The organism is Acidovorax sp. sif1233 (genome assembly GCF_019218755.1).
Lineage (GTDB): Bacteria > Pseudomonadota > Gammaproteobacteria > Burkholderiales > Burkholderiaceae_C > Acidovorax.
In genome coordinates this window covers 14,472-40,365 of sequence record NZ_JAHUWZ010000013.1, presented here as the reverse complement: position 1 = coordinate 40,365, position 25,894 = coordinate 14,472, and the positions used below count along the sequence as shown (strand labels likewise).

General features: G+C 58.2%; 32 protein-coding genes. 5 read left to right on the top strand and 27 right to left on the bottom strand.

The features are described 5' to 3' along the window. Positions 1-30 precede the first annotated feature (30 nt). On the top strand, positions 31-1,308 hold the full coding sequence (locus KW843_RS25750; protein WP_218297970.1) for an ETX/MTX2 family pore-forming toxin: 1,278 nt from the start codon (positions 31-33) through the stop codon (positions 1,306-1,308). 143 nt (positions 1,309-1,451) lie between these two features. Here KW843_RS25750 and KW843_RS25745 read toward each other — a convergent pair whose 3' ends face one another. The 22 genes from KW843_RS25745 to KW843_RS25640 all read right to left on the bottom strand — a co-directional run bounded on the left by KW843_RS25745 (position 1,452) and on the right by KW843_RS25640 (position 16,820). Beyond that, positions 1,452-1,943 (bottom strand): hypothetical protein, encoded by a 492-nt coding sequence (locus KW843_RS25745; RefSeq protein ID WP_158605788.1) that lies wholly within the window; start codon positions 1,941-1,943, stop codon positions 1,452-1,454. Positions 1,944-2,023: 80 nt separating this feature from the next. Continuing rightward, positions 2,024-2,848: a hypothetical protein gene (locus KW843_RS25740; RefSeq protein ID WP_218297969.1), complete on the bottom strand. Its 825-nt coding sequence runs from the start codon at positions 2,846-2,848 to the stop codon at positions 2,024-2,026. Then, the gene (locus KW843_RS25735) at positions 2,845-4,077 is read right to left on the bottom strand and encodes a hypothetical protein (RefSeq protein WP_218297968.1); all 1,233 of its coding nucleotides are present in this window, start codon (positions 4,075-4,077) and stop codon (positions 2,845-2,847) included. The genes KW843_RS25740 and KW843_RS25735 overlap by 4 nt, the downstream gene beginning before the upstream one ends. Then, the gene (locus KW843_RS25730) at positions 4,074-4,745 is read right to left on the bottom strand and encodes a hypothetical protein (RefSeq protein ID WP_218297967.1); all 672 of its coding nucleotides are present in this window, start codon (positions 4,743-4,745) and stop codon (positions 4,074-4,076) included. Before KW843_RS25730 ends, KW843_RS25735 begins: the two co-directional genes overlap by 4 nt. Beyond that, complete coding sequence (locus tag KW843_RS25725; protein ID WP_218297966.1) at positions 4,732-8,436, bottom strand: ATP-binding protein; 3,705 nt, start codon at positions 8,434-8,436, stop codon at positions 4,732-4,734. Before KW843_RS25725 ends, KW843_RS25730 begins: the two co-directional genes overlap by 14 nt. A gap of 63 nt (positions 8,437-8,499) precedes the next feature. Continuing rightward, entirely contained in the window at positions 8,500-9,174 is a 675-nt protein-coding gene (locus tag KW843_RS25720) for a hypothetical protein (RefSeq protein WP_218297965.1), read from the bottom strand. Between the two features lie 44 nt (positions 9,175-9,218). After that, positions 9,219-9,659, bottom strand: a complete 441-nt coding sequence (locus KW843_RS25715; protein WP_218297964.1) for a hypothetical protein — start codon at positions 9,657-9,659, stop codon at positions 9,219-9,221. Further along, complete coding sequence (locus KW843_RS25710; RefSeq protein WP_218297963.1) at positions 9,656-10,036, bottom strand: hypothetical protein; 381 nt, start codon at positions 10,034-10,036, stop codon at positions 9,656-9,658. The genes KW843_RS25715 and KW843_RS25710 overlap by 4 nt, the downstream gene beginning before the upstream one ends. A gap of 2 nt (positions 10,037-10,038) precedes the next feature. Next, on the bottom strand, positions 10,039-10,296 hold the full coding sequence (locus KW843_RS25705) for a hypothetical protein (RefSeq protein ID WP_218297962.1): 258 nt from the start codon (positions 10,294-10,296) through the stop codon (positions 10,039-10,041). A gap of 12 nt (positions 10,297-10,308) precedes the next feature. After that, positions 10,309-10,491, bottom strand: a complete 183-nt coding sequence (locus KW843_RS25700) for a hypothetical protein (protein ID WP_218297961.1) — start codon at positions 10,489-10,491, stop codon at positions 10,309-10,311. 8 nt (positions 10,492-10,499) lie between these two features. Beyond that, entirely contained in the window at positions 10,500-10,835 is a 336-nt protein-coding gene (locus tag KW843_RS25695) for a hypothetical protein (protein ID WP_218297960.1), read from the bottom strand. A 31-nt stretch (positions 10,836-10,866) separates the two neighbouring features. Beyond that, a complete protein-coding gene (locus KW843_RS25690) occupies positions 10,867-11,397 on the bottom strand; it encodes a hypothetical protein (protein WP_218297959.1) in 531 nt (176 codons plus the stop codon). Between the two features lie 75 nt (positions 11,398-11,472). Further along, entirely contained in the window at positions 11,473-11,688 is a 216-nt protein-coding gene (locus tag KW843_RS27040) for a DNA translocase FtsK (protein ID WP_218297958.1), read from the bottom strand. Between the two features lie 60 nt (positions 11,689-11,748). After that, entirely contained in the window at positions 11,749-12,003 is a 255-nt protein-coding gene (locus KW843_RS25680) for a hypothetical protein (RefSeq protein ID WP_218297957.1), read from the bottom strand. 176 nt (positions 12,004-12,179) lie between these two features. Continuing rightward, positions 12,180-12,803, bottom strand: a complete 624-nt coding sequence (locus KW843_RS25675; protein ID WP_218297956.1) for a DUF1643 domain-containing protein — start codon at positions 12,801-12,803, stop codon at positions 12,180-12,182. Position 12,804: 1 nt separating this feature from the next. Further along, positions 12,805-13,020 carry a transcriptional regulator KorA gene (locus KW843_RS25670; RefSeq protein WP_218297955.1) on the bottom strand — a complete coding sequence of 72 codons (216 nt, stop codon included), beginning with the start codon at positions 13,018-13,020 and terminating at the stop codon, positions 12,805-12,807. 11 nt (positions 13,021-13,031) lie between these two features. Further along, positions 13,032-13,235: a hypothetical protein gene (locus KW843_RS25665; RefSeq protein WP_218297954.1), complete on the bottom strand. Its 204-nt coding sequence runs from the start codon at positions 13,233-13,235 to the stop codon at positions 13,032-13,034. Between the two features lie 37 nt (positions 13,236-13,272). Beyond that, positions 13,273-13,599, bottom strand: coding sequence for a helix-turn-helix domain-containing protein (locus KW843_RS25660; protein ID WP_218297953.1), 327 nt, complete (start codon positions 13,597-13,599; stop codon positions 13,273-13,275). Positions 13,600-13,733: 134 nt separating this feature from the next. Continuing rightward, positions 13,734-14,192 (bottom strand): hypothetical protein, encoded by a 459-nt coding sequence (locus KW843_RS25655; RefSeq protein ID WP_218297952.1) that lies wholly within the window; start codon positions 14,190-14,192, stop codon positions 13,734-13,736. Between the two features lie 55 nt (positions 14,193-14,247). Beyond that, entirely contained in the window at positions 14,248-14,643 is a 396-nt protein-coding gene (locus tag KW843_RS25650) for a hypothetical protein (protein WP_218297951.1), read from the bottom strand. A gap of 9 nt (positions 14,644-14,652) precedes the next feature. Next, a complete protein-coding gene (locus KW843_RS25645) occupies positions 14,653-15,348 on the bottom strand; it encodes an adenylosuccinate synthase (protein WP_218297950.1) in 696 nt (231 codons plus the stop codon). A 14-nt stretch (positions 15,349-15,362) separates the two neighbouring features. Then, a complete protein-coding gene (locus KW843_RS25640; RefSeq protein WP_218297949.1) occupies positions 15,363-16,820 on the bottom strand; it encodes a hypothetical protein in 1,458 nt (485 codons plus the stop codon). A gap of 190 nt (positions 16,821-17,010) precedes the next feature. Here KW843_RS25640 and KW843_RS25635 point away from each other — a divergent pair, with 190 nt between their 5' ends. Further along, positions 17,011-17,970 carry an IS5 family transposase gene (locus tag KW843_RS25635; protein WP_218297948.1) on the top strand — a complete coding sequence of 320 codons (960 nt, stop codon included), beginning with the start codon at positions 17,011-17,013 and terminating at the stop codon, positions 17,968-17,970. 235 nt (positions 17,971-18,205) lie between these two features. Here KW843_RS25635 and KW843_RS25630 read toward each other — a convergent pair whose 3' ends face one another. Genes KW843_RS25630 through KW843_RS25620 form a run of 3 tightly spaced genes read right to left on the bottom strand, consistent with a single transcriptional unit; the run spans position 18,206 to position 19,591 of the window. Then, complete coding sequence (locus KW843_RS25630) at positions 18,206-18,562, bottom strand: hypothetical protein (RefSeq protein ID WP_218297947.1); 357 nt, start codon at positions 18,560-18,562, stop codon at positions 18,206-18,208. Then, the gene (locus tag KW843_RS25625; protein ID WP_218297946.1) at positions 18,559-19,236 is read right to left on the bottom strand and encodes a YkgJ family cysteine cluster protein; all 678 of its coding nucleotides are present in this window, start codon (positions 19,234-19,236) and stop codon (positions 18,559-18,561) included. Before KW843_RS25625 ends, KW843_RS25630 begins: the two co-directional genes overlap by 4 nt. Then, the gene (locus KW843_RS25620) at positions 19,220-19,591 is read right to left on the bottom strand and encodes a hypothetical protein (RefSeq protein WP_218297945.1); all 372 of its coding nucleotides are present in this window, start codon (positions 19,589-19,591) and stop codon (positions 19,220-19,222) included. Before KW843_RS25620 ends, KW843_RS25625 begins: the two co-directional genes overlap by 17 nt. A gap of 87 nt (positions 19,592-19,678) precedes the next feature. Between KW843_RS25620 and KW843_RS25615 the strand changes: the two genes are divergently transcribed. The 3 genes from KW843_RS25615 to KW843_RS25605 all read left to right on the top strand — a co-directional run bounded on the left by KW843_RS25615 (position 19,679) and on the right by KW843_RS25605 (position 21,500). After that, complete coding sequence (locus KW843_RS25615) at positions 19,679-19,816, top strand: hypothetical protein (RefSeq protein ID WP_218297944.1); 138 nt, start codon at positions 19,679-19,681, stop codon at positions 19,814-19,816. Beyond that, positions 19,813-20,535: a hypothetical protein gene (locus tag KW843_RS25610; protein WP_218297943.1), complete on the top strand. Its 723-nt coding sequence runs from the start codon at positions 19,813-19,815 to the stop codon at positions 20,533-20,535. The genes KW843_RS25615 and KW843_RS25610 overlap by 4 nt, the downstream gene beginning before the upstream one ends. Positions 20,536-20,612: 77 nt before the next feature. Continuing rightward, a complete protein-coding gene (locus KW843_RS25605; RefSeq protein WP_218297942.1) occupies positions 20,613-21,500 on the top strand; it encodes a hypothetical protein in 888 nt (295 codons plus the stop codon). A gap of 77 nt (positions 21,501-21,577) precedes the next feature. Here the strand turns inward: KW843_RS25605 and KW843_RS25600 are convergent, their stop codons facing one another. Next, positions 21,578-24,196 (bottom strand): AAA family ATPase, encoded by a 2,619-nt coding sequence (locus tag KW843_RS25600; protein WP_218297941.1) that lies wholly within the window; start codon positions 24,194-24,196, stop codon positions 21,578-21,580. A gap of 53 nt (positions 24,197-24,249) precedes the next feature. Next, positions 24,250-25,428, bottom strand: a complete 1,179-nt coding sequence (locus KW843_RS25595) for a transposase (RefSeq protein ID WP_255594959.1) — start codon at positions 25,426-25,428, stop codon at positions 24,250-24,252. Positions 25,429-25,894 lie beyond the last annotated feature (466 nt).

Sequence of the window (25,894 nt, the reverse complement as noted above, 5' to 3'; positions counted from 1 at the left end):
GAATTTCCTTTCTTTTTGAGAGGGAATGCAATGACCGCCTTGAAATTAGTCAATAGATTAGTGCTACTTCCTGTTGTCTGCATTTTATTTACAAACGCAAACGCGGCTGAAAATATAATATTGACAGATATACAGAAAGAAATTACCAAAAAACTTGCAACAAAACCTGGAGCAAGGAAATTGAAGGTTACCGAGACTGTTGAAACAGTCTGCGGTGGGGGATTGGGACGGAAAATACCATGCTCAAGCCCCGTAGACAAAATGTCTTACCCTATTGAATTAAAATCAGCAGGCATGAGCGGCACCACTCCCATGTGCTACGAGCCAAGATGCTTTGACAAAGTAACAAGAAAGGAGTCAATTGCCATTGAGCCGCTTATTGCGACAAATGGCCGAGTAATTCAAGTCAGCCAAATGCAGGTCCTGGAAGCTCAGACAATTCAATTTCCACCCAAGACTTTCATAAAGCAAGCTGAAAAAATCAATTGCTCGAAAACGGAAAAATCAAAGATAAATGAGAATTTCTCATTTACATCACAATCAACCGTTTCAACGCAAGTTCGAAAGGGTGTGTCGTCAACAATTGGCGTCAATGCACGCGTTGATTACAAACTCCCGAGTGGATTCGGTGCAAGCGTTGGTGCCAGCGTAAGCCAGACTACAAGCCTGGACAGAACAGATAGCCAATCATCTAACACCACCATCAACTACACGTCGCAAGTTTTGGAGGACGTTCCTCCAATGACGAGAACGCGCGTTGACTTGATTTTGTTCGAAACTTCTTTGGAAGTTCCATTCAGCGGATCAGTCATAGTTGATGGTGACCTAGATCCAAATATGGATGAAAAACGGCAGGCCAGCCAGATTCTCAGCGAGTCCGAGCGAACAATTGAGGTAAATGGTGTACTGGCTGTTACTGCCTCAACCCTCTCCAAATCTAGGCGCAACGACTTTCCAGTTACCTCGCAAGATTGTGACGATGTTGAAAAAGGACTGGCTCCAGCTTATGTCATCCGCGACATGAATTACGTGGGAACAGGCTTCAACACCCTTACGACGACACCTCAGGACATCGCTGATCGCAACAAAAGAAACGGACTGCAATCAAAAGGTGCCAAACCACAAATTCGCTTCAAAGCCTTTGCGACCCCAGGCTCAATGTGCTACATGGGTCCCTGCGACTCACCTCCAAACGGCTACAGGGAAATTTGCTTTGCAGACGATGATGGCGCTTGCACTGTTTGCACCAGCGAGTCAGATGCTGTGTGTGAGCCTATCAGTGAACAACGACAAATCCTGAAGCGTTAGGAAACCCACAAAGCGTTTGCGACGTGCGCCTGGATTATGAGTTCATCAACTAGGCGCCCGTCAGCATACTTTTTGAACAAGAAAATTGTACGGAGCAAAAATGAACTCATCGCAAGCTTGAGGCTGAACACGAAAGATTTTTATCAGGGCGAATTCGAACTAGCAATGCTCCGACACTGACCAAGAACGCTCGAATCTCCAGCTTCAATTTCTTCGAAGAAGGTTGGCTTTGAAGGGTCGCGATTGCATGCCAGAGCTTTGAACACCCATTTCTTCTCCTGAAATGCGTAAGTAGCCCTACATTTCGTTTCAACAAAATCTCGGAGTTCTCCCTGCACTGATTCCTGAGAGTCGCCTTTGGCAAATCGGTTGTTGCACTCGAAATTGACCAATCCTCGATAAGGTGAAACGAGCGAATCCGTTTTCTGTACATCAAACTCCATCGTCGGATTGGTATATATTTTTCGCGCCCACCACTGTGTGTAATATGGATCGCCGGGCTTAGGCGGGGTGATTACAGGCTTCTGGTTGTTGAGCTTCGTTTGTAAATTACCCATAACAGATTTCAGCCCGTCTACAGGATCTGATGACGATGTTTTCCCGCACGCAGCAACAAAAAGCACAGCAACAGTCACAATCGAAGTCCTCAACATACCCACTCCCGTAGCCAAAATATTAAATGTAACGAACCAGCAGCATATCTGAATGAGATGACTCATTCAGGAAAATCGCCTCCAATACGAACGGGAAAATGCTCCTGATCGAGCCCCATCTCCAACCTTTTCATGAGCCCCCAAGCGAGCCCCACGTCGCCACCTGCAGGCTGGGCTTCCAGATGAGGCCGTGACACCTCCACGGACCCCAGATACAGACTCTTCCGCCGTTGCGCCCTGACAGCCGCCTCCAGACTGTCCAGCGGCGGCAAACACAATGCCTCGCGCCGTGGCACCGAAGTGGCCATGGACAGCCCCTTGGGATCGAAGTCGAAGAACGCCAGCACGGGACGATGGTCCTGCACCAGCAGCTCGTTCGCCATGTCCGTGCGGAAATACCCAGGCGCACCCCGGAACAGTGCCAGCGCGGGGCGCCCCTTGAGGAATCCCGCGAGCCACTGGTAATGGTGCAGCCGCAGCATGGGCTCCAGGTTCTCGCAGAACACGAGGACCTCGTAGGGCAAGGCCAGCGCTTGGCGCACATCCATGCACAGCATGCTCCCCGTGGGGATCTGAACCCCCGGCAGGCCCAACGGCACCACCGCCACCAGGCCCTCAGAGACGCGCAGGGAGCCCCATTTCTCGGATTCACCAGGTTGCACCTGACTGCGCGGTACCGGCTCCACCTGGCGCGATGGCTCAAAGCCTCGCGCCTTGAGCAGATTGCGCGCCGCCGCAAAGTCTGTCTGGGTGTAGACCACCCTTCTCCCCTGGACCTTCCCGAGGCCCTCGGCATTGAGCAGGTATTCGGCGGTCACGCCGAAGGGCCGGGAAGACGGCTCAGTCTCGATCAGCCGCCTCAGGAACGTCACCTGCTGCTGGTTCATGCCTTCACGGACCCCGCTACCGAGGCCGGATGGACCATCGCATCGTGAAACCGGTGCCGGAACCGCTCACCGGGGCGCGCGGGGCTCGATACCACCTCCACCCGGTATTTCTGCTCCCGCAGTGCGAGAACGGCAAAGCCCAGCCAGATATGGGGCTGCAGGGTCTTGGCAAGGTCGTCGGTCTCGCGCCATTCAGCCAGCGAGAACTTGTCCGTTGCGCGCTTGGCGGCACCGGCCAGCCTGTCCAGCGCAATCGCGGCATCGGACTTTTTTTTCACGGGCCGCTCGTCCACTACCCGCTTGAAGCGCTTGATCTCCTTGGGTTGGGGCTCCACAGGCTGCGGAGGGAGCGCTGCCACCTCCTTGACCATGGCCTCCACGAACTGGTGGTCGGTGTCCTGCGGCTCGATCTGGGGCGCGAAATCCGGCAGGCGCGCAGCCAGAAAGAAGTCGGGGATGCGCGCCGAAGGGTCCAGTTCGAATCCCAGCCATGAAGGCTGCTGGCGCATGAGCAGATCCAGGCGCGCGAGATGCTTGTGGCTGTCCTCCACCTCCCGGATGCGGAAGATCTCCCGCGACAACTGCGCCTGCATCTCGGCCATGGCATGCTGCCAGGTCTGCAGGTGAGCCTGCAGGTTCATGCGGACGAACTTGGCCAGCTCGGGCATCCCGCGAGCGGTTGCCTCGCTCTCGATCTTGTGAAAGACAGCAGCCATGCGCGACATGTCTTGGGCGAGGATGTTGGCTTCGCGCTGGTAGAAGCGGTTCTGCGACTTCTTGGCCTCCAGCGTGCGCACGTTACCGTAGCGAGTGGACAGGAGCGTATGCATGTACAGCAGGTTGCGCTCCACACTGTCGCCGATATCAAAGACCGTGGATTCGATGGTCTCCACGATGTTCTCCACCGCGCTGTAGTCCTTGGCGCGAAACAGATCGTCCACCTCATTCCAGAGCTGATTCGCCTGGCCTATGCGCGAACCGATCTCGGCCAGGGTCTGGTAGGCCGGGAAGAGCTGCAGGTGGTCGTTCAGGAAGTCGCGCAGCTTGGGGTGCAGCCGATATCCATCCTCCCCCGCAGGGCGCAGGGCGTTGGCCTGCCGCAGAGCCCCCACGGACGCCTGCGGGGCATCTTGCGCCGGCACAATGATGCCGTCGCGCCGGGTTTGCTCCACCACATCGGCATGCTGGTAGAGCGTCTTCAGTACGTCCTTGGTCGGTGAGGAGGTCATGCAGCCCCCGCCTCGGGAGCCTCAGCCTCTTCCAGCCGCGCCTGGGGGTCGATCTGGTCCACCACCTGCTCATCAGAGATGTGGGGGGTGTTTTCGTTGATGAAGGCAATGAGCTGGAGCAGGTAGTCCACCTTGCCGGTGAAGGTGTAGCCCTTGCTCACCTCGTTGGTCTGCTGCAGGTAGCCCGCGTCCTCCAGGATCTTGAACATCTTCTGGACGCGGAACACCGTTGCACCGCTGTCCGTCACCCGGTTATCGGCGAGTTCGCGCATGTCGGCCAGACGCCGCTCCAGCGCGGAGGAGTTGCGCACGGCCTCACTGATCTCGGTCAACCACACCACGTCGCCCGCGTGGAGCTGCGGATCGCTCCCCTGCGCCTCCCGCAACAGGTTGAAGAAGCCCACATAGGGCATCAGCCGGTGGCGCACCGTTTTGAGTTCTTCCCGGATGCGAGCACGGGTGTCGGTGGTGGGCGATTCGTCGTAGGCCATAAAGAACGCCCCCTCGTCGTGGAGACGCGCCAGCCGGTACCCCACGGCCGATAGCCATTCCTGGGCCTGCTGCTGGCCTTCCTGTGTCGCCAGTGCCTCGTACTCACTCTCAAACCGGACTTTGCAGACAAACTCACCCTTGGCGAGCAGCTTGAGCGCGGATTTAAGCGAGTTCATGCTCGGCCTCCAGTTCGTGGGTCTCGTTGGTGAAGATCGCCCCGGTGTTCTCGAACAGGCTCAGGCGCGGGAAGTGGCGCGCGAGCGCCGGATCGACACTGGGGCTGGCGCTGATCACGTCGATGTTGTTCAGGGCCAGGGTCTTGAGGAACGCGCCGACGTTCTTGGCGTCAAACCGGCCCAATTCGTCGGTCACCCACACCAACCGGACCGGCGAGGAGCCCCGGATCATCTGCACGAAGCCCATGAGGAACATGGCCGTAATGAGGGCGGAATTGCCGTTGGACGACACCGCCCGGAACTCCTCCTCATTGCTGATGACGGAGCGCTTGCCGTTCTCATAGAGGCTGAATTCGAGGCGTACCTGCTCGTTCAGGTCCACCTGCACCCCACCATCGGAGCGCAGGATCTCCTTGTACTCGCGGACCAAGGCGGTATCCTCATCCGAGGGCAGCTCCATGCCGACACGGGAGTACGCGCGCCCTGTGAGCGAAATCGTGGGGCTCTTGTCCCGCATCTTGCGCAGCACCGAGAGGAACGCCTGCTGGCCCACGCTCGATGTGACGCGCACGCTCAGGTTCTTGAAGCGCTCGAAGTGCTCGGCCGTGGCCAGCGCCCTGCCCAGCTCGGTGTTGAACGTCGCCACCAGGCGGTCGAAGGTGTCCAGACGGCTCACGAACACGCTGGCGTTTTCGAAGAAGCCGTTCATCTGGTGGGTGAGCTGTTCGATGAAGCTCCCGCATTCAGTGCGTTCAAACCAGTCGCACAGCTGCTCCGCTTCGAGCCACAGGTACTCGTGCTCCAGACGGGTCTGCCGGTCAGGTAGCTCCTTGCGCTTGAGCTTGAGCCAGTCATTGGGCCCGCCCTCCTTCTTCTCAAACTCATTGCGCAGGGACAGGACCTCGCTGCGAAGGGCCGCAGCCTCATCCACCAGCGTGCGGAGTTTGCGGGTCACCTCCTGGTCGAGTTCCAGCATGGAGCGCCCGGTGTGGGCGCTGCTGGGCACAAAGTCGAGATAGTCTTTGAGCTTCTGGGCGCGCAATTCCTCCAAGCGCTGTGCGTCATTGGCGGCGGTTGAAATCTGCCCGTCGAGGGCATCAAGCACCTCCTTGGCCTCCTTGGTCAGATCATTTCGGCTGGTTTCAAGATTCCCAAGGCGCTCAGACGCCTTCAGAAAAGCGGTGTGCAGATCTCCCACCCTGCGCCGGGTGGTTTCAAAGTGCGGTAGCTCCTCCGTGCAGAATTTTTTCCACGCAGCCACCTCATGCCGGTTGTTGGCAATCGCTTCAAGCTGGGCCCGCAGCTCTTGCAGCTCTCCCTCCACGGCATTGATCCGCACGGTATCGAGCCCCATGCCAGCCAGCTTGCGCTCGTAGTCCTGTCGAGCGTTGTTCAGATCGGTCTTGAGGGTCGCTTCAACTCCCTGCGCCTCGGCATCCAGCTTGTTGATCGCACTCGTCATCTCGGCTTCCAGAGTCTCGGCCTTGAGCTTGTATTCCGCATGGATTGCTTGGCGATTTCTTTTGACGCCTTCGCGGATGCCGTGGTCTTCTTTGCCAAGGGCTGTGAGAGCCGCCTGCAAAGCAACAAGGTCCTTCCTAGCCTGGGTCTCTGCCGCGCTACGCTCGGTCTTCACAAGGCTGTCGAGGCGTCCTTTCTCTGTGACCGCAGCATCAAAGGCCGACTTCGCCAAACCAAGGTTAGCTACCGCCCTGCCATGGTCGGTACCGGCCTGCTTCAGCTTCAGTCGGGCTGTTTCTGCATGGTCTGCCGCTTTGTCCACCGACGCGTTGATGTTTGCGAGCTGGCCTTTTGCAGTTTCAAGCTGGTGGCGCACCGAATCCATCGAGAACCACTCAGGCAGGGGTAGCTCCTGAGTGCTCACCGTGGCATTGCCCACCACCACGGCCCCCTCCTCGCCTCTCTGTGCGGCTGGGATGTCCAGCATCACTGGTGAGAGGTCGGTTCGGTGGATCACTGCCTCCGCGATCAGCTTGCTGGCATGGGGCCATACAGGGTCGTCGCTTGCACGGATGAAGGCGAGCAAGGAACCGGGTTCCGGGGTGACCTGGGCGGTCAGGGCATCAATGTGGTCCAGCAGCGCTTTCTGACTGGCCTCAAGACCCTCCACGGCCTTGACAGCCGCTTCAAGCTCACCGCGAGCCTGGGCCTCATCTTTATCGCGTGCCAAGGCGGTTTCCCTGGCTGCGTCGAAATCCTTGCGGCGCTGTTCGAGAATGGCCTCAGACTCCTCTTGTGCAGCAAGGGTCTCATCCGTGGCAGCGGGGTTTTTGATCTGTTGGTTGATCTCGCCTTCGCGGGTGGCCAGGCGGGTGCGCTCCTTGGCGATCTCGGCGAGCCTGGGGGGCTCCTCCAGCGCCTGCAAGTCCGCGTCCTTGGCTTCACCGAGGGCCAAACGCTTTTTGAGCCCCGCGCTTTGTGCTGTGGCTTTGCGCTCAGCGATCTCATTTTGCTGACGCTGTGCGGACTGCTCGATTTCGAGACAGCGCCTCTCGTATTCGGTCTGGAGAGAACCCGATGCAGAGGTGAGGCGCTCATGCTCTTTCTCCTTGTCCCGCGCCTGCTGCCGAAGTGCGGCCTCCCTGGATTCATTGGCCTCAAGGGTCTTCGCATCGATCCGGTCGAAGTGATTCTGGCGACTGTTCACGGCCAGAAACGCTTCATTGAGGCGCTGCCAATCGCCATGGGCTTCGGTCTTTTTCTGCTCTGCCTCCGTGATTTCGTTGCCCAAAGCACTAAGCGCCTGATCGAAGGCCTCTGCCTGGGCCTTGCGCTCACTGGTCAACCGTTCTTGGTCCGTTGCCGCCTGGGCGAGTGCTGCCTTGACGGCCACATGGAGCGAGCACAGCTCCATGTGAACCCCTTTGATGCGGCCGATGCGTTCCTTCATCCGGTCAGCGTCGGGTTTGCGCTTCAAGATATCGGCCATGTGGGTGCGACTGTCCAACCAGGTGGTCACATCCTCCCGGCGCTGCTTGAGTTCGCGCACGTTCTGACGCTTCGATTCCGTGGCCTGGTCCTCGGCCACGCGTTCCAGCACGATGTTCTGCAGGTCACGAAAGCTGATCTTCTCATTCGCCATCGCGGCTGCAATCTGGTTGAGATTTCGCAGGGGGCGTGGTCCCAAAGAGTGATCGCGGGCCAACAGCATCATCTGCTTGGCGTTCTTGCTGCTCATGCGCTCATTCAGGATGACGCTGCGGTACTCGTTGAGCTGCAGGACGGGCGAGACGTTGATGTTGCGCGCATGGAGCCGTTGGGCGAACTCCGAGCGCGTCACAAACGTGTTGTTCTCGTCGTAGAAGAAGGTTTCATCAAACCCGGCTGAGACGATCCGAAAGTCCGGGATGTCCTCGCCATCCTTGGCATACATCACCACCGTGCGCAGATGTGAGTCACTCTCCCGCTCGTACTCATAGGCCACCGCGCTGCTGGGGTCGGGTAGCGTGTGCCGGATCATGGACGCCTTCCCGGAACCCTTCAGGACCTGGGAGGGGGTAGCACCATAGAAGAGAGGGATCAGGCGCAGAAAAGTGGTCTTGCCCACCCCGTTGTCACCCACCGCCAGAACACCGCCGCGTGGGTCCAGCTCAGAGATCCGCCCCGAAGGGTTGCTGTCGCTGGGGTTCCTGATGTTGATGGCGATGATGCGGCGAAGCTGATGGGGCATGTGGTTCGATCCCTCGGATGTGATTAGACAGGCTGTGATTTCATTGTGCCTTCGCAGCCCCGCTCAAACAGCACTTCCTTGCCTGAGCTTTCCAATGAGCGCGGTGAGCTTTTCAGGGTCGATGTGATGCTCCGTCCGGGATACCCCCGTCGCCACCAGGATGTGCGTCAGTGCCGGCGCGTAGGTCGCCACGTTCTCCGGGGTCATGCCGCTGGCGATGGCCAGAGCCCCGCCCTCCCCCATTGCAAAGATCTTCTGCGGGTCCGGTGCGTGGCCGGTGGCATCGCCGCTGGTGGTGGGGATGAATCCTGCGGCACGGGCGTGAGCAGCTGCTCCGACCGGATTCGGCTCGTGCGGGCGGTACTTGAAGGCAACGCTGGCGAAGAGCTGCAGACGGGGATGGTCACGGGCAATGGTGGCCATTTCCTGGCCTTCAGCCGTGAGCCCCTGCGAGTCCACTCCCATATCGTCGGCCCAGAGCATGTCCGACCCCGCCTCCAGCGCCATCATCGCGGCTTGGACGCAACCCATGGAGAGTAGATTCAGGCCTATCGGGAACCCCGCGTTCTCCCGGATGGCGGTCCGAGCAACTTCCACCAATTCAAGATCCGCCCCGTCATGCGAGATCAGGAATACACCGTCCGCGCCGCATGTTCGTGCAACTTGGATTTCGGAAAAAGTGGTTGGAGCATCCAGGTGATGGATCACGGGGTAAACAAGGGGCTGCAGGGCGTTCATTGGGGCACGTTGTTGGGGTGTGTTCGACGGGTGGAGCGCCAGCGTCACGCGGCGGTAAGGCGATGGACAGGAGCGGCCGAGGCGATGGATGCAACGAAGGCGTCCAGGTCCTGCGAAGTGAGAATGCTGAAGAGCACCGCTGTCTTGACTGGCGCACGCATGGCCTTGGACTGGTAGTGCTGGGCGGCGGTGGGCAGAAACACGCCGTGGGGGACCCCCGGTGCATCCCCAAGCCACATGCGGGCCCGGATGTCGCAGCACTGACCAGTGGGCAGGGTCACCCACCAGTGCAAAGGGATGTGCCCTGAACCATCCACCGTGAGGCTTCCAATGTGGATCGCGTGGTCGATCCCGGCATGCAGCAGGATCTGGGAAAGGGCTTGAGAGGCGCCATCGCACTCCAGCGGCATGCCGTGCAGGACCTCCAAGGGCAGAGCATCCAAGGCTTCCAATGCGCGGGCAGCGAATTCGGCGGGGGGCATCATGTTCTACCCTTTGGGGTACTGTGCTGAGCAGCCTCTTGCTCCGCAAACTCCCGTTGTAGCTCCTCGTGCTCATCGGCGAGCACGGCCTGGTACCCAGCTTCGTACTCCGCCATTTCACGCCGATGCCCAAAAATGTCCAGCTCGGAGCGAGGCGTATCGTCTTCGAGCGCGCCAGGTGTGACATCCACAAAGCGAAGCTGAGGTGGTGGGTTCTCTTGCTCATAGAGTTCTCGCCGCCTCGTATCCAGCCACTGGCGCGACTCATGAAGCCTGAGCAGGAGATCGATTTCCTCCGGCGTCTTCCCCAAGGCCTGCTGCTGGGCAATGAACCTGTCTCTGGGAGAAAACCAGAGCGCAATTCGCTTGAACCAACCCACCTTCAACGCCCTGCCAAGGATGGGGGTTGCTGAACGGCCTTGGCTGCAGCCCATGCATCTGCCCAGATGGCCTTCATTTCATCGCCTGAGGGGTCTTCCCAGTCCCGGTGGTACTTGGCCTCGAATGCTGCCTTCATGGGATCTGCAGGCGCGGTTGAGCCAGCACCCAGGACCGCATCGACCTCGGATGCGAGGTAGTAGCTTTCGCCGTGAATGGTGTCGTCACGGCGCAGCGGTTGGAAGATCGTGTGTGTCTGCATTTCGTCATCTCCTCAGGACGTGATGCCGAACTTGGCGGAAAGCTCGGCAATCCGCTGTTCACGCTTCACCTCGGCCGCGTGCGATTCATCGGTGGCCAGATCGGAGCGCACGGCCACCGATGTGCAATAGCGCTCGCTCATGCGGACCAGGCCCACCAGTTCGCTCAGTTCCTTGCGCATGTTCTCGAAAACCATAGAGCCCCCTATTCCGTTTCAATATCCGCCTGGGCCAGATCCAGCGTAGTCGGATCAATGACCATGGCGGCACTCGCATCGATGTCGGCGGTCGTGATGACGCCGTAGACCAGCCCAAGCCTCGCGATCACCGGCAGTCGGCCTAGCTTTGACATCACGCCGATGGCCCCGGCGCACGTCATACGCTGAGTGGAGGAGTCCAACGTCTTGTGGCACACAAACGTCTGCTGGTCGTCTCGGAGCAGGCCCGAAACGATTCCCTCGATCCGTCCAGGCTCCAGCGGTATACCCTCGCCGTCACAGCGAAAAGGGCAGTTTGAGCAAGGGCGTTTCGTGATGGGCATGACCAGGGGCTCGTGAGTTTTCAGACCAGCATCACGGCTTGGAGCCCGATGACGACTTCACGCACTCGAAGGGCTTCCAAGCGCCATTGGGGTGCTTGACCTCCTTGCCCTCTGCGTCGATCAGTTTCGTGACCTGGAACGTCGCAGAGTTGCCTTCGAACTTGAAGCTCATCACTGTCTGGTCTTTGCCTGGTGCGAGTTCAAAAGTAGTGCCACGGATGTGAGTCAAACGGCCTTGACCGCCGTGTGACGCCTGTAGAAATATCGCAAGGTCTTGGGGCTCAACGGCCAAACGAAACTGGGTCGGCGTCATGGTCACGCTGCTGCCGTCGATCTTGTATGTCCCATTGATCTCCGTCGATGCCCGCCCGCTTGCCTGTGGCGAGTTGGGATCGCCGAGGGTGTCTTTGAGATACAGCCCACCTGCCTTGAACTCCATGTTTGGACGGGACGGACCGTCGCAAGTCCAGCTTCCGATCAGCTTCTCGCTATTTGCCCCACCACCGCTGCATGCCGAAAGACACATCGCGGCCAGCACCACGGGCAAAGACAGTTTGTTCATTCGAAGCGCCCCTCCACAGTTGAGATTCTCATTTGACCACCCTTCAGCAGCGTCTCGCCTGGGCCATCTGGAGGCTCATTCGACTGCCGTCCTAAACGCAATAGTTCTTCTTTCACCGAGTTTCCCGATCACGGGCCCGACTACACCCCTCGTTTCAAGTTCTTCAAGTAGCGCTACCGCCGTGTGGTAGTGCACCTTCAATAAGCGCTCCAGCGTAGTCGGACTTGCTCGGTTGAGTGGCCTCAATGTTTCTACAGCCTGCTCCACGAGTTCTTCAGGGATCGGGGACATAACGGGTTCCTCTCAGTATTTGCTTCGAACTGCTCGTTTACGGTTTCTTGGTCCTGCCCCTCAATGCATAACAGGCGATGTGGGTGGCGTTGCATCTGCCACACGGTAGATGGTGTGTACCTCGCCGTTCATCAGCACTGGCTCAGATCCGATCAATCCGTCCACCATCAACATGGTCAGCATGTGCGATGCCTGCGCAAAGCTGCCCAGCGCAACCGTCGCATCTTTCATGAAGAACCCGATTTGAATCCCCCTGGTTGTCTCGTGGTGGGCCTGGATAGATCGCAATACTGCTATGGCCTCTGTTGGGTTCACGGTCTTTCCTTTTCCTTGTTGAGAGTCTTGCTGCACGCTGGAAATGGCGCCCCCCCACGAGGGCAACCAGCATCCATGAGTGCTGACATTTCAGGACTGCTTGCGCATGGGCCGATTATATACACGTTATAACGTGTATATCAAGGCGCACAGCGAGTTGCAGCACCCTCACCTCATCACGAAAAGTACGGCAGCAGTGGCGCAGCGGTCCGCTGGTACAAAGGATGCTTTGGGGAGCCATCGATGTTGCGGCCGAAACAGAAAACCTTGGCGGGATCACACACCTCCAGCAGGATCTTTTCAACGGCCTCTGCGCGGCCCGACTTGAGCCCCGGCACTCCCCAGCCCACGACCACAAGGCGAGCCTTGGAAGCGATGCGGCGAATCCACTCGTCGTTCTCGGGCAGGTTCACAACCTTGGTTTTGGCCAGATCTGCAGAATAGGTTCCGCGAATGGACATCACGTTGAGCTGGTAGTACGCGCCAACGCCCCAGTGCAACTGAGCGCGGCGGCACATTCCATCCACCGTGGGGTCGCTCACGTCCTCAGCCGCGCCGGATGGATTCATGCAAATGCCGCAGGCGAAGTCCTCAATGTCCCCCCAGTGGCGAAACAGGGTCATCCTGTGAGTGCGATCCGCATTGAAGACCGTGCGCTCGGCGACGAGCGGATCGACCACAGACGCTGGCAATGGAGCAGAAGAGCCAATGGCCGCCGTGGCGTATGCCTTGCCACGCCCCTTACGTCCGCGAGTGACTGGGGGCTCCTCCAGATCCGGGAACAGGTTCTGGCTATCCATCTCAGAGCCCCCCATTGAGCCCGTAGGCCTCTCGAATCGCTCTGTCGAACTCGCGGTACCGGCGTACCGCATTGTTCAGCGCATTGGGCTCCATTTTGTGCCTGCGGGCCGCTTCGGCCTGCGTCAAGCCATCCACCAGGACCAGCCGCGCCGCTGAGCGCGCGGGCTCACGGGCCCGAATCATCCTGGCAATCGTGTCGAACTGCTCTCCCGTCATCAGGCCCCCATTCACATCCAGGTCTCAACGATTTGGGGCTCATCCCCAGGCGAGCGCGGCATGCAGTGCAGGCCAGCCGGAAGCTTCGCCCGCAGCCCCTCCAGCGTCTTGTCTTGCAAAAGTTCACTCGTCGGCTTGTCCAGCACCCATTTGCGGGCCACGAAACTACCGGGGAGATCTATCGGGCTGTCGTAAATCGTCCAAAGCTCAAGCATGTTGCTCCTCAAAAACTTGGATGGGCAAGGAGAACAGTCATCGTCGGCCTCCTCCCCATTTCGATAGCCTCTCCCGCCCGTACTCAACGATGGCCGGGTCTCTTTCCAAGCAGAAGATCTGGTCGGCCTGTTCCAGCAAGTCCAGTGCAGAGAGAACCTTGAGCAAGCTTGCAAGTGTGACGCCATCGTGCCCAGCCTCAATGGAAGAGATGGTGCTGAGCCCCACATTGGATAGACGCGCCAGGTCGGCCTGAGTCAGGCCTCTCGCCTTGCGCGCCACGGTGGCGCGATCTGCCATGCTCTGCAGTGCGTTGTGGACATCCACCGGAACGGGATTGACAGGGGTACCGGTTCTCTTTGCCATGGCAGGTATTTTATGGGCATAAAGTTTGCCATGGCAATTATTTAGCAAGTTGCGAGCCCCTCGGTGAGGAGCACATGGATCAGCCCGTGATCCAGCCGCAAATCATGGGTGATCGCATTGCAATCAAAAGTGAACTAGCCCACCTTCAAGGGCAAACCAAGCTTGCGGATAAGGTCAACCTGCCCATCTTTAACCAGCACATCGACAAGAGAAGCCTGACTACCAGGCATGGGTTGCGATTTGGAATGCAAGGTCGCATCACCGTCAATCCAATAGTGAACCTTGTAGATGCGCCCTGCCGGTGTTTTGGCCCAGACAAGCCAGTTCCGAAAAGACATCGACTCGAAATTCAATCCCGAATAATCTCTCTGAACGTAGAGGATTTCGCTGTCGGCCCCAATCCACTGCAAGGCCTCTCCATCGACCGAGCTAATGCCTGACCACCTCAAGAAATCCTCTTTGATAAGGGCCGGGGCTCGACTGACAGCAGTGTCAACTTTGACCTGTTTTTGATGGCTTTCGTAGAGAGTTGCCACCACACTGGCAAGGCCAATAAAAACGGCCAAAAGAAATAATTTCGCCTTGATTGGCATACCTTCGAGTCCCCGGCTTCTATGTCAGTTACAGATGTCTCTAAATCCTTGATGCTCAAGCCGGCATTGCGAGGTGCTTGAACACATCTGGCCCGCTCAGACCCGACACATCCAGACCGCGATCTGCCAGCTTGTGCTCAAGGCCACCGGCTGTGCGCTGCTGGGTGCTTGCACCCCACAGGCTCATGAATGCCAGCGCGGGGAAGGCAATGGCAGGGAGTACCTTGGTCACCCATTGCAGGGCTGGAATCCACGCGTACTCGCTCGTGATGTCTGCTGCAGCGCTGTCAATGAAATAGGACAGGCCGATGACGAAGCAGCCAAAGATCGCCAGCGCGAAGGCCTGCTTGCGACGGCGCGCAATACTGCTCAGTGCGCCAAAGTAGTTGAAAACGATGCCCTTGTCGCTCTCGCTCAGGTTGGGCAGATCGTTGACGGTGAGTTTCTTCATGGGAGCCTTTCAGGTTGGGGTTAAAAAAAGGGGCGAGGCCTGCAGAGGCGGCAATTCGCCATGCATGCCTCGATAGCGGGCCAGCTCATCGAGCAGGTTGAAGATCTGCACTTCAAGCGTTTCAGATTTCCGCTCAGCGAGGCGAAGCTCCTGCTGGAGGTCGGTCACCCGGAAGGCAAGGCGGTTTCGCTCCTTGCCTATGTCCACGAACTTTTCTGGGTCGCAGATCCTGTCGAACATGCGGACCAAGAGGAAGAACTCGCGCGCAGTCTCCGATTCATGTCGCATCGCGGCCAGACGCTGGCGCTGCAGTTCGTAGTTGGAATCCGTGTACGCGCCGACTCGGGTCTTCAGATGACCACGGGCGTTCACCTCCACCAGGCCCCACTTCTCAGGCAGCTCCTCTGGCGAGATGAGCCCCTCGGGGGCCATGTAGTAGCGCCAGTTACCGATGCCACCCGCATGCCTGTGAGGCTTGGCCTTGTCTGCCAGGAAGTCCGAGCGAGAGACCTTGCACTCGACCAGGACAGTTCCATCCATGGACGTGTCCTGCATGCCGGAGTATCTGTAGCCCACGGCATCGGGGATTTCACCGCTCCAGCCAGTACGGCACTCGTCAATGGCGACTGTGCAGCCGTGGCCTCCGCGAGAAAACGGCCGTTTGAGCCAGCCCACAGCGAGCTTGCACAGGTCTGAATGTTTCATCGTGGAAGGCATATCTAGACCGTTGAATTTGGGACAGAGGCTTCCCAAGCTTTCAGCATCGACAACTCAATACTGCACAAGTTTGACAAGCGAAAAGCAGCCTTGCCAAGAAATAATGGCTCCTGCTTTATCTTTGAATCAATGCTTTTAAGCGCCACAGCGGTATCTAAAAGCAGTTGAACCGGATTTATTTCAATTCCCGCCTCAACCTTGACGAGCCCAGGCGCATCCACAGCCTCGCAAAACTTGACCGCATCAGGCATCTGCAAGAAACGCCCATGAACACGCTGAAGTGCAATGAGAACATCAGCATTGATGCCACAAGGAAATGGAATATCAAAGGTGTCGAAGACCTTCTTGATACGCATCCTTGTGGTCCCTGCAAATCCAAGAGCCAATTCTGCTGTCTTATCGAGCACATCCACAACAGCATTCAATATTTCGGTGATTAATACTGAACGCCCAGCGGCATCGCTCCACCTCTGTTCCAATGTACTCAGAATCGACCCATACTGATTTTCAAAAACTGAGAACACCATTTTGGAAGTCTCTTCCCAAGTCAATGGACGCTCTGCGACTGGGCGAAGAGGCAAAGTGTCTGTGCGTTCGACCCAAAACAAGTTTTCAACCCGTGCATCATCATGGTTGCCATTGCGGTATTTGGCTATTGCAGAGTTGCTTGGCCGTGGACCGACAAATGAATCCAGCAACAGTGGTCCTAGCAAATATTCTTTGGCGCAATCCACTTTATAACCATAGAAGACACCACGAATCTTCACCGGATAACGCGTGGCTGTTTTCGTACCAAGATAGCGAGGTTTACCCCTGGGGCGGTATTCCTGCACGGAGATACAGTGACCTTGATCGGAAAGAAAGTAAGTTCGGACGCCGAACTTCACAGCCCATCGAAGGGTGTCCGCCATCTGACACTCATTACGCAGCAAAGACAATAATTCTGCGCTAAGGGACATTTCTGTGAATTTTTGATCCTGTGAGTAGAGAAAGTCTTTGGAGATATTTGGCAAATAAATGGACAGCAACGCCCTTGAGTCCAGGCGCGTACCAGGGGCACTCCACCGCATATTCGAGATTCTGCAGTCGTCTTCTACGCCATTGAGGAACTCAACGTAAACATATTTACCTGGTTTTTGATGTCCAAAGGACTCCAACATCAATCCGCCGAGGTTCGGGCGTAGGTCACCAAAAATCACAGTTGTGCTCGCCGATCCAGATCGCTTGAAAGTTTTGCCGCGTCTTACCCTGCTACCACTATCAATTTCAAAGAAATTTCCATCGTCAGATAGAAGGTAATTCTTATTATTGAGGGGGTGTACCCATCGTCTTTCAGGATTTGGTGAACACTCCATTTCTGCAGCCTCAACGCAAGTTTGAAAGCAGATCTCTTCCAACGGTTGCGCCGCAATCTCAGTGGTCGATTTCGATGGCAGGTAAACGGAATGCAAGTGCGTCATGAATCAATAGAAATTCGCTGTTCACTACGCAGGCTGTTTGCCTTCGCAGTCTTAATTTCATTGATTCTGGAACCCCGGATAGGTCAAAAGGGTGCTGAAAAGCAAGCGAAAACGTGACGTTTAGGGAAGGTCTGCGTAAATCGCGCCCCGATGTGCTGATCGGCACATGCATGCAAAGACAATCGGTGCCATGAAGCAAGCGGACCTGGGCCTGAACCTGACGACCAAGCGCACACGCAAGCGCGAGTTCCTGGCGGAGATGGAACGCGTGGTGCCGTGGACAGCCTTGGTGGCCTTGATCACGCCGTACGCGCCCGAGGGCAAGCGCGGTCGCCCGCCGTTTGCCGTGGAGACGATGCTGCGCATCCACTTCATGCAGCAATGGTTCACGCTGAGCGATCCGGCGATGGAAGAGTCGTTGCACGACGTGCCACTGTTCCGCGAGTTCGCCGGCCTGAACTGGGACACGCCGCTGCCCGACGAGACCACGATCCTGCGGTTCCGCCGACTGCTGGAAGAACACAAGCTGGCCCCGCAGATCCTGGCGCTGGTCAACGAGCTGCTGGGCGCCAAGGGCTTGATGCTGCGCGCCGGCACGGTGGTGGACGCCACGCTGATCGCCGCGCCCAGCTCGACCAAGAATGCCTCGGGCGAACGCGACCCGCAGATGAAGCAGAGCAAGAAGGGCAACCAGTGGTATTTCGGCATGAAGGCCCACATTGGTGTGGATGCCGACTCGGGCCTGGTGCACACCGTGCGAGGCACGGCCGGTAGCGTGGGCGATGTGGTCGAGGCGAACACGCTGCTGCACGGCCAGGAGACGCAGGCCTGGGGCGACGCCGGTTACCAGGGAGCAGACAAGCGCCCCGACGCCAAAGCCGGCGTGCGCTGGAACATCGCCATGCGCCCAGGCAAGCGCCGCAAACTGGACAAGACCCGTCTGGTCGAGGACCTGAGCGAGCAGCTCGAACGTCTCAAGGCAAGCATCCGGGCCAAGGTCGAGCATCCGTTTCGGGTGATCAAGCGCCAGTTCGGACACGTGAAGGTGCGCTACCGTGGCCTGGCCAAGAACACCGCGCAGTTGCACACGCTGTTTGCACTGTCCAACCTGTGGATGGTGCGGCGAACTTTGATTGGAGCGCAGGCATGAGTGCGCCTGCACACGGCCAACGGGCCGCAAAGCCGACCTTTGACAGCGCTGCGACGGTCTGCGGACGAGAAATCGCAGCGAATCTGTTTGGCCGCCCGGCATCAGCACATCTCAAAGCGCATTGCGCAGACCTTCCTTAGCTTTTTTTGATGATGCCCCCCGCTGAACGGCGCCCCTGGGCCAGGCTGGTCTTGCCTCGGTCGAGATACAGGCTGCCGCAGCTGCCTTTTCCTAGTCAGCGTTCCCGGCTGAAAAGTGGGTGCAACCGCCAGAAGTCAGCCTCTGTGACCTCGCGGGATGCCATACCGTAGTGCGCCTCAAGCGCAGGGACCACTTGGGCGACAAAAGCTGAACGCAGGCTTTCGTTGCCGTGGAAGACCCGGCCTCCACACTCGAAGCAAAGAGCCCCATCGAGCCCCGTCACATCGACACCAGCGCGATCCGCAATGGCGTCAAGGCCAGGAATGGGGTGATGCCCGTAGGGAACGGACAGGTAGCCAGTGCCGCGCCGTTTCGGTACCAGCACATGGAAGTTGCTCGCCGCCCACGAATAGAGCAGCACGAGATGACTGCGCGGCACGGTGTGGCTCACGGTTGCGCAGTCACCGGGAACCATTTCCTGATGTCGTCGTAATCCTGGTGAGCCCCCAGGATGACAACCGAATCGACGTGGTGTTCCTGGGTGTTCAGGTAAGGGACGTTGATGGTGCCGCCCTCCACGAGCTGGCACAGCAATGCGTCTTCATCCATGTTCAGGAGAAGCCTGCACTGAAGGGGGCGCACGGAGTAGATCCCGCAGCCGTCATCCCTCAGGAAGGTACAGGGCTTGCCAAACGCTTCCTGCGTTGCCGCCTTGTAGCTCTCGCTGTCCCCATCCACGTTGGCCATGGTGTACTTCCCTGCCAACGGGTTCATCGGCGCCCCAGTTTCCTTGGCGATGACCCGCGCCTCGGCTCTGGAGATCATCACGGCGATATGGCAGCAATGTGAGCACCCCTTGCGGCATGCCGCCAACGGTGCAGCACTGCCCGTGACGCTATCAGCCGCCTTGCGCAGCCATGTCACCCGCTTGGCCACGGTGCCGGCCTTGGCCGCTTGGTCGAGGAGCCGGGATTCCTGCCTGCGATCCACACCTTTGAGCGTCTGCAGCTTGGCCTCCACGCGTTCGCGCAGGCCTTCCCATCGGCGCTCGATGCGCCCCATGACCTCGTGGGTTGGGGCTTGAACCTGCCCACCGGGCACCAGGAAGTCACTGTCGGCCGTCACGGCTTGCCCCTGCTCCAATGGGTTCGAGGCCTTCATCCAACGCGGCACAGGCCAACATGACGGTACGGGGTACCAATTCGGGGCTCATGTGCAGGTACTTGGAGTAGCTGGCGCGGCTGATACCCAGAGCTGCGGCGCCGGAAGCCAGGGTGTGCTTGTGGCGCTCGTGCCAAACGGAGATGTTGCGCACGCACTGCCCGAGAGTGACACCCTGACACGCTAGACCCACCAGGCGTGGCAAGCTATCGCGCTTGAGATAGTTCCAGAACATGGTGCGGCCCAGCCCTAGAGCCTCTGCTGCCTGCTGGTAGGTAAAGCCATGGTTCTTTTGCCAGGCGGCAAGCGATTCGTTCATGGTGTGTGAGAGGCTAAATATTGAACTTGCAATTGCAATTAAAATTGCAATAAATTGTAGGTTCAAAAGTCAACTTCTCGAACACCGATGAACACGAAAGCTCTTGAGAAAGACCTGCAGCGACTGCGGAGGCTGCAGACCTGGGCTCTTGCTACCAATCTGGCCGCAGTAACCCTGGCCGTGCCTGTCGCGATCTGGCTTGTGGTCCGTTTTTTCACAGCATGAGCAGCCCCGCACGCCTACTCGCCATCGTTGCCGTGCTTCCTCAAAAGCGCGTTCAATGCATGCAGCCAGGATGCGGACACGGCGTGTATGCGGCCATCCATGTTGTCGAGGAGAACGGGCAGATCCTGGTGCTGGGCTCCACCTGCTTTGCCAAGAGATTTGGTAGCGCCTCTGCCTTGGGACTGCCCGCGTACTCAGCTGGAGGCGGGAATGGCAAGCCCCTGACTGAGGATGAGCGTCAACTGCTCATGAACAACACCGCAGAGCTGATGGCGCGCTTCAAGGCGGAACACGATGCAACCATGGCGGCTGCTGAAGCAAGGCTGCGCGAGTTGCGCGAACGGGCGCCGAGCTTCAACATCGTTCGCAGGCCTGCCCCGCCACCACCGCCGCCACCACCAGAGCACCCATGGCCATGGCAGCATCGCCAAAACTCCTCTGTTGCTCTCCTGCGGGGATCTGATGGGCAGTGCTGGGTTCGCGTCATGCACCAGAACGGCAAACAGATGCTTTCGCCGTGGCCGATGTTTCGTGGATGGGAAACGGCGTTGCCTGCCCTTTGCGGAGCCCCTGACCTCGCACTGAAGGCCTACGTGGTGCCCAACATCGTCACGGCCATTCAGGCTCTTCGCCAGCTTGGGTACGCCGCACCTGAAGTAACCCGCTGGCCAGAAATTCTCAAGATTGCGCCTCACCTTCCTCGCCCTGCAGCACGATAGAGCGCGAACTTTCTAACTCTGCACACCTCAGGCCAGGTGCCACAATTCCCCGTCACAACTTTGCGGGGAGTCTGCTCATGGAAATCTATTGCTACGGCACAGCGAGAGTGCGCCACGCCGTGACGGGGGATGTCTACTCAATTTCTGCCGACGAACTTGACTGGCAAGACGCAGGCGGCGACGAACGCCCAATGGGCCCAGCCTCCCACCATGAAGCCATGGTCGAACACCCGGAGTTGGGGCTCATGAGCTGGGGGGTATGGGAATACCCAGAAGGCGCGGAAAACATGACCGAATCCAATGTAGGTCAGCACATCCTGGTCGAGGACTTCGACTTCGGCCTACAACACGAAGAACCAGAACCTGAAAATTGGTTGGAGTATGTGCTCCCAAACAGCGCCTATCGGTCATTTCTGACAGCAAGCGCCGAAGCCATCGACTTGCTCAACGAAAGAGGCACGGAGGAAGGGAGTTCCAACATCAACCGGATGCTCTTCACTCAACAGATCGTGATACTTGAAGCCTATCTCTGCGACACACTGATTGCGGAGGTTGGGTCTGACCAGCAGGCCGAGGATCGCCTCATTGCTGAGGCTGAAGGGCTATCAGATGCGAAATTCACCCTTGAGGCGATCAAAGCCACCCCTGACTTTGCCAAGGCAAAAGTCCGTGAATATCTGCGCGATATGCTGTATCACAACCTACCTAAGGTGGACGTTCTCTATAGGATCGCACTGGGAATTCGAATACTGCCTCTTGCGGCGGACAAGGACAGCCTGATGAGGGCCATCCTTCTTCGTCACGACTGCGTGCATCGCAACGGCTACGACAAACAGGGCAACAAGCTCAACGACTTCACGCGGGCCTATGTAACGGCGACGGCTCTCCTGATACGGCAGTTTGTTCAGGCCATAGAAACTGAAGTCATTACGCGTCCGAAACCTGCAATTCAGTCTAAAAAATGAACTGATAATTCCAGCGAAGCCCCACCACAAAATCCGATATCGGAACCATTGTCGTGAGGCTGAGCCCAGCGCTGTGTCTATACGGGAACCGGACCCGCCTTGCGCTTCTTGACTGTCTCCTCGGATCGCTTCACGACAGTGGCTCGCCATTCGTCTAGGGCTTGAATATCGGCCAGCAGTTCGTCAGGCTCAGGAACAGCCACGCCACCAATCATGGCCTTGTCATGCGCATAGTTTGAGCACTTGGACATCCCAGCGGTAATCTTGGCGTAGTCATCGTCTTCAACGCTCACACCCAGTAGGCGCTGCGTCTCAATGCCCTTGCGGAACCTCAAGATGACCTCGCGCAGCAGTACCTCTTCAACTGCACGCTCCCAAGCCATCCTGAGACGGAAATAAGCGTCCACAGTCATCCGCTCGTGCTCAGCCTGGTTCCCTTCGCGATAGAGTTTGGCCAGGGTCTGATGCTGGGCTTTCAAGGCGCTGATCCTTTTGCTGGCTGATTTACCCTCAAACGGCAACTCCGGGTCTGCAACACCGAATCCTTCCGGTCGCTTCGTGAGGCTCTGGGTAAGAACGGGGGCTCCCACCTGCTTGGCCTCCTCCACCAGCAAGCACAGGAAGTAAATGTCGTGAGTGAAGATGATCACTTGGCGCTGATTCGCCTCAACGGCAAGTCGCCGTGCGACTCTTTCGCGCCTGCTGTGGTCGAGTGAGGACACAGGGTCATCGAAGACAACACCCCCTTTGGAGCCACTCAGGCCCACCTCCGCAAGGAAGGAGCCGATGGCGATGGCGCGTTGCTCACCTTCGCTCAGTATCTCTGCAGGGTTGCGGACCTGCGGTAGCTGCAGCTTGAGCTTGTGAAGTGCCCTGCCCCGGTCAGCACGGCTCTGCAGGGACACGCTGAGGTTTCCAACGCCCAGAGCCTTGAACTCTCGGTTCAACGCTGCTTCAAGATCCTTGGAGACTACTTTTTCAGCCAGTTCTGACGCCTTGAGTGAAATGCCGTTGGTTCTGACCGACGCCAGGCAGCTCGTCAGCTTCAATCGATGTTCGAGTTTCGCGATTGTGACCAACACCGCATCTTTGACCATGCCCAGCTTCTCGCGCGCCTGAAGTTCGCTCAGTTCAGCCAGAAGGGCTTTTCGCTCATTCTCGTCTGCCGCTTGTTCCAGCGCCTCAGCCTCCTGGTTCAAAGCCATTTCGAGCTTCAGCAATCGCTCGCCAGGGTTGATAAGTTCTTCTGCTGGACCCGCCCAGTCGAGCGTTTCTACGGACTTCAGAATGGAGAGATGGCGGGCCTGCACACGCCCCTCGAATTCACGCAACTCTGGAATCAGCAATGGGTCCAGTCCTGACAGTTCAGCCTCGGTAATCGCATCAAGGTTCAACGTCAAATCCATTTTGACCAAGGGATCGAGAACCACGGCCAAGGCCTCTTTGCGCTCCTGTGCTGTGCGCTCTACATCCGCTTGGATGAAAGCCTCGAAACGCTGCAGCCGCTGAGCGCCGGCATCCAAGGGCTGCTGGCACAAGGGACACGCTGCATCCACCCCAAGGTCAGGGAATTCGCAATCAGGATGGGATTCAAGAGCGAACCTTTTGGCCGCATCAAAAAGCTCTCTCCAGGCCTGCCCTCCTGTGCCAGGGAGCAGCCTCTCACCCTCTTTGAAAGCCTTCGCGGCAACGGCTGCAGCTGCCTGTGCATCTCTGCACTCATCCACAAGGCCTTTGAGCTTCGCAATTGCTCCAAGCCCCAGGGCGCCAGCCAGCACCTCGGCTCGGGTCGCCAAGGCATCAACCCTCTTCGCCTTGACGCCCAGCGCGACAGCCTTTTCCTTCGGGTTGTTCTCTTTGAGGCTTTCCTCCAATGTCTGCTTTCGTAGAAGCTCCTCATTGGTGATGTTGGCCAGGCCCTCCACCGCTTCGGGATCGGTCTTTGCTGAGAGGGTATCAATCAACCCTCCGACTGCCGTTTCTCCCTTGAGGTGAGCGAACACCTGGAGATCTACAGCATGTTCACGCTGTTCGGCTTCAAGGCGGATCTTGAGTTGCTGGTACAGCTTGGCCAGGCTATCCAGCACATCGAGCCCATATGGCACGTAGGCGAAATCGTCCTCGCTGTCCAGGTAGGCACGCGCACACCGAGTGTCAAAAATCGACAGGGCCGACAGCTCCTTGGGCGCCTCCCTGCCTTGCTGCCATAGATATTCATCAACCTGGCCATTCACGCATACGGTGAAGGTTGCCTGAGCGTTACCCATTTTGGCCCCAGCCACATTGGCGTTGGGGAGGATTTGTTCTGCCTGGTCGCGAGCCCTGCAGGCACGCTTGAGGACCCGCGAGTACCCAGACTTTCCACTTCCGTTGGAGCCATAGATGACCGTCAAGCCCTTGGCTCCAACTTCCAATTGCTGGTTTTCAGCGATGGCGTTGACGTTGCGCAAATTCTTGATGACCAGCAACTCGATTTCGGTCTCAGCTTGGATCGGCGCCGGAATCTGGTCTTCGGCAAGCGGCAAAGGCTCCCGTTTCTCTGGATCAGGTATGCCATGTGCCACCTTGAGAAGGGCATAAAGGTCATCTTGATCAGCGGGCGAAAGCTCTTTCTTTGCCAGCAAGCGCGCCAAGGCGTCACTCTGCCAGGCTTGGAGCCCCTTTGTCCAAGCCAATAGTTCCTGCATCAACGCCATGCATCCCCCGTCTCGTTAGTTCTCCGATTTCAGTTTAACCACTGAGACGGGATCTACTTGGGGCTCAGTGGCCTTCTCAAGCGGGTGAGACTGGCCCCAGGGACGGACATTGAGAAGACTGGCACGCTGGGCGGAAAAAGCATCTTCGCGCGGACCGCCTGGATGGAGTTGCCGCGTCCGCTGCGCTCCACAATCTGCTGAAGCTCGCCGACCGTGGCCACATCCATGGCAAACCGCAATCCCTCGATGGGACAGAAGGCGTTGGCGATGTACCGCCCCCACAGAGGCCACAACCGATGGAACGAGCTGAAATGATGGGCGCTATCAGGCCCTAGACTGCTCCAAGCAGCTTCAATGGACTTCACTGCTAGGTGGGGCTCATCGAACCGCTGCGCAGACCCATAGAGGGCCATTACAGCCCTTTTGAATTCGTAGGCCTCTCCGAGGGCTGGTGATTGATGAAACCAGCCTTCCAAGCGCAGTTGCTGGTCTTCGGTGAGACTTTGTTCCGATGCTTCGAGCAGCTCCACATCGCCTGACATCTTCCGGCATGAGTATGGCGTCATGGCCGCTCTCGCCGCAGCACGGGCGGTCAACAGTCCTTGCATCAGCACTGCCTGGACCTCGCCGGGGTCAATGAAGGGGATTGCCTGAGGCAGAGCATCATGGACAGCAGCGAGTGCGATCGGATCAAACCCGATACTGACGCTTCCAACTTTCTCGCTTCCTTTCAGTGCCTTGAGGGTTTGCGTGAGGCCGACTTCCTGACGATGCTCCAGGACATCGATCAGCATCCCGTGCGTGGTGTTCAGGATCACGTACCGTTCGCCATTCAGGGCGGTTACCGGAACGATTGCCAAGCAGGGTGCAGCGAGCGTGCGAACCTGTTGCCGCATCTTTGCGAGGTGGTCCGCGAACACAGAGCGCACCGTTTTCTCATCGAGCCTCGCCTCGGCAGCGATAGACACATAGGTTCTGTCCAGCGCCTGTTCGCACACCCACCGGCATAGACGCTGGGTCATGGCCCGGTGGTCAGCAACCGCTGGCAAGGATTGGGAAAAGGTCTTGCGGCAACTGGGCGACGAACAGCGATATCGCTTGAAGGTGATGGTCAACTGCACTGCTCGGCCGCGACGTGGCACGTCAGCTATCACCTGCTCTCTGCGGCCCCATGATTTCGCCCCCTTCCCCCCACAGTGAGGACACGCACCAGGTGTTACTTGGCACTCCATGCCAACACGCAGTGTCCCCTCCTCCTCGGAAAAGCTATGGACCTTGTAATGGGGGCTCAGGAGAGGGGCGTCGGCCAGATGCAACCGCAGCGGTGCGATTGATCGCGAGTCATCAAAGCCCATCAGCCCGTTCCGATGCGATGGATGCGGCGATCCGTGCAGCATCTTCGGGATTCGCAACAGCCCAGGCAATCGCGTCGGCCCACACGGCATCGGCCTGGCGATTCCGTTCTCCTGAGCCTGCAGATCTCCGAGCCTCCGCGACCAGGTTCAATGCCCAGGGACTCCACGACAGGCATTCGATGGACACAACGGGCAAGGCGCCATCGTCTGTACGCATGAGTGCTTCGCCCCTCACTGCTGGGCGGAATGCCCTCACACGAGTGCCGGCGCGGGGCTCGCGTGAAGGATGAACCCAAAGGGTATCTCCGGGCTTTACCGGTTTGCCTTGAACCTCGAAGAGGAC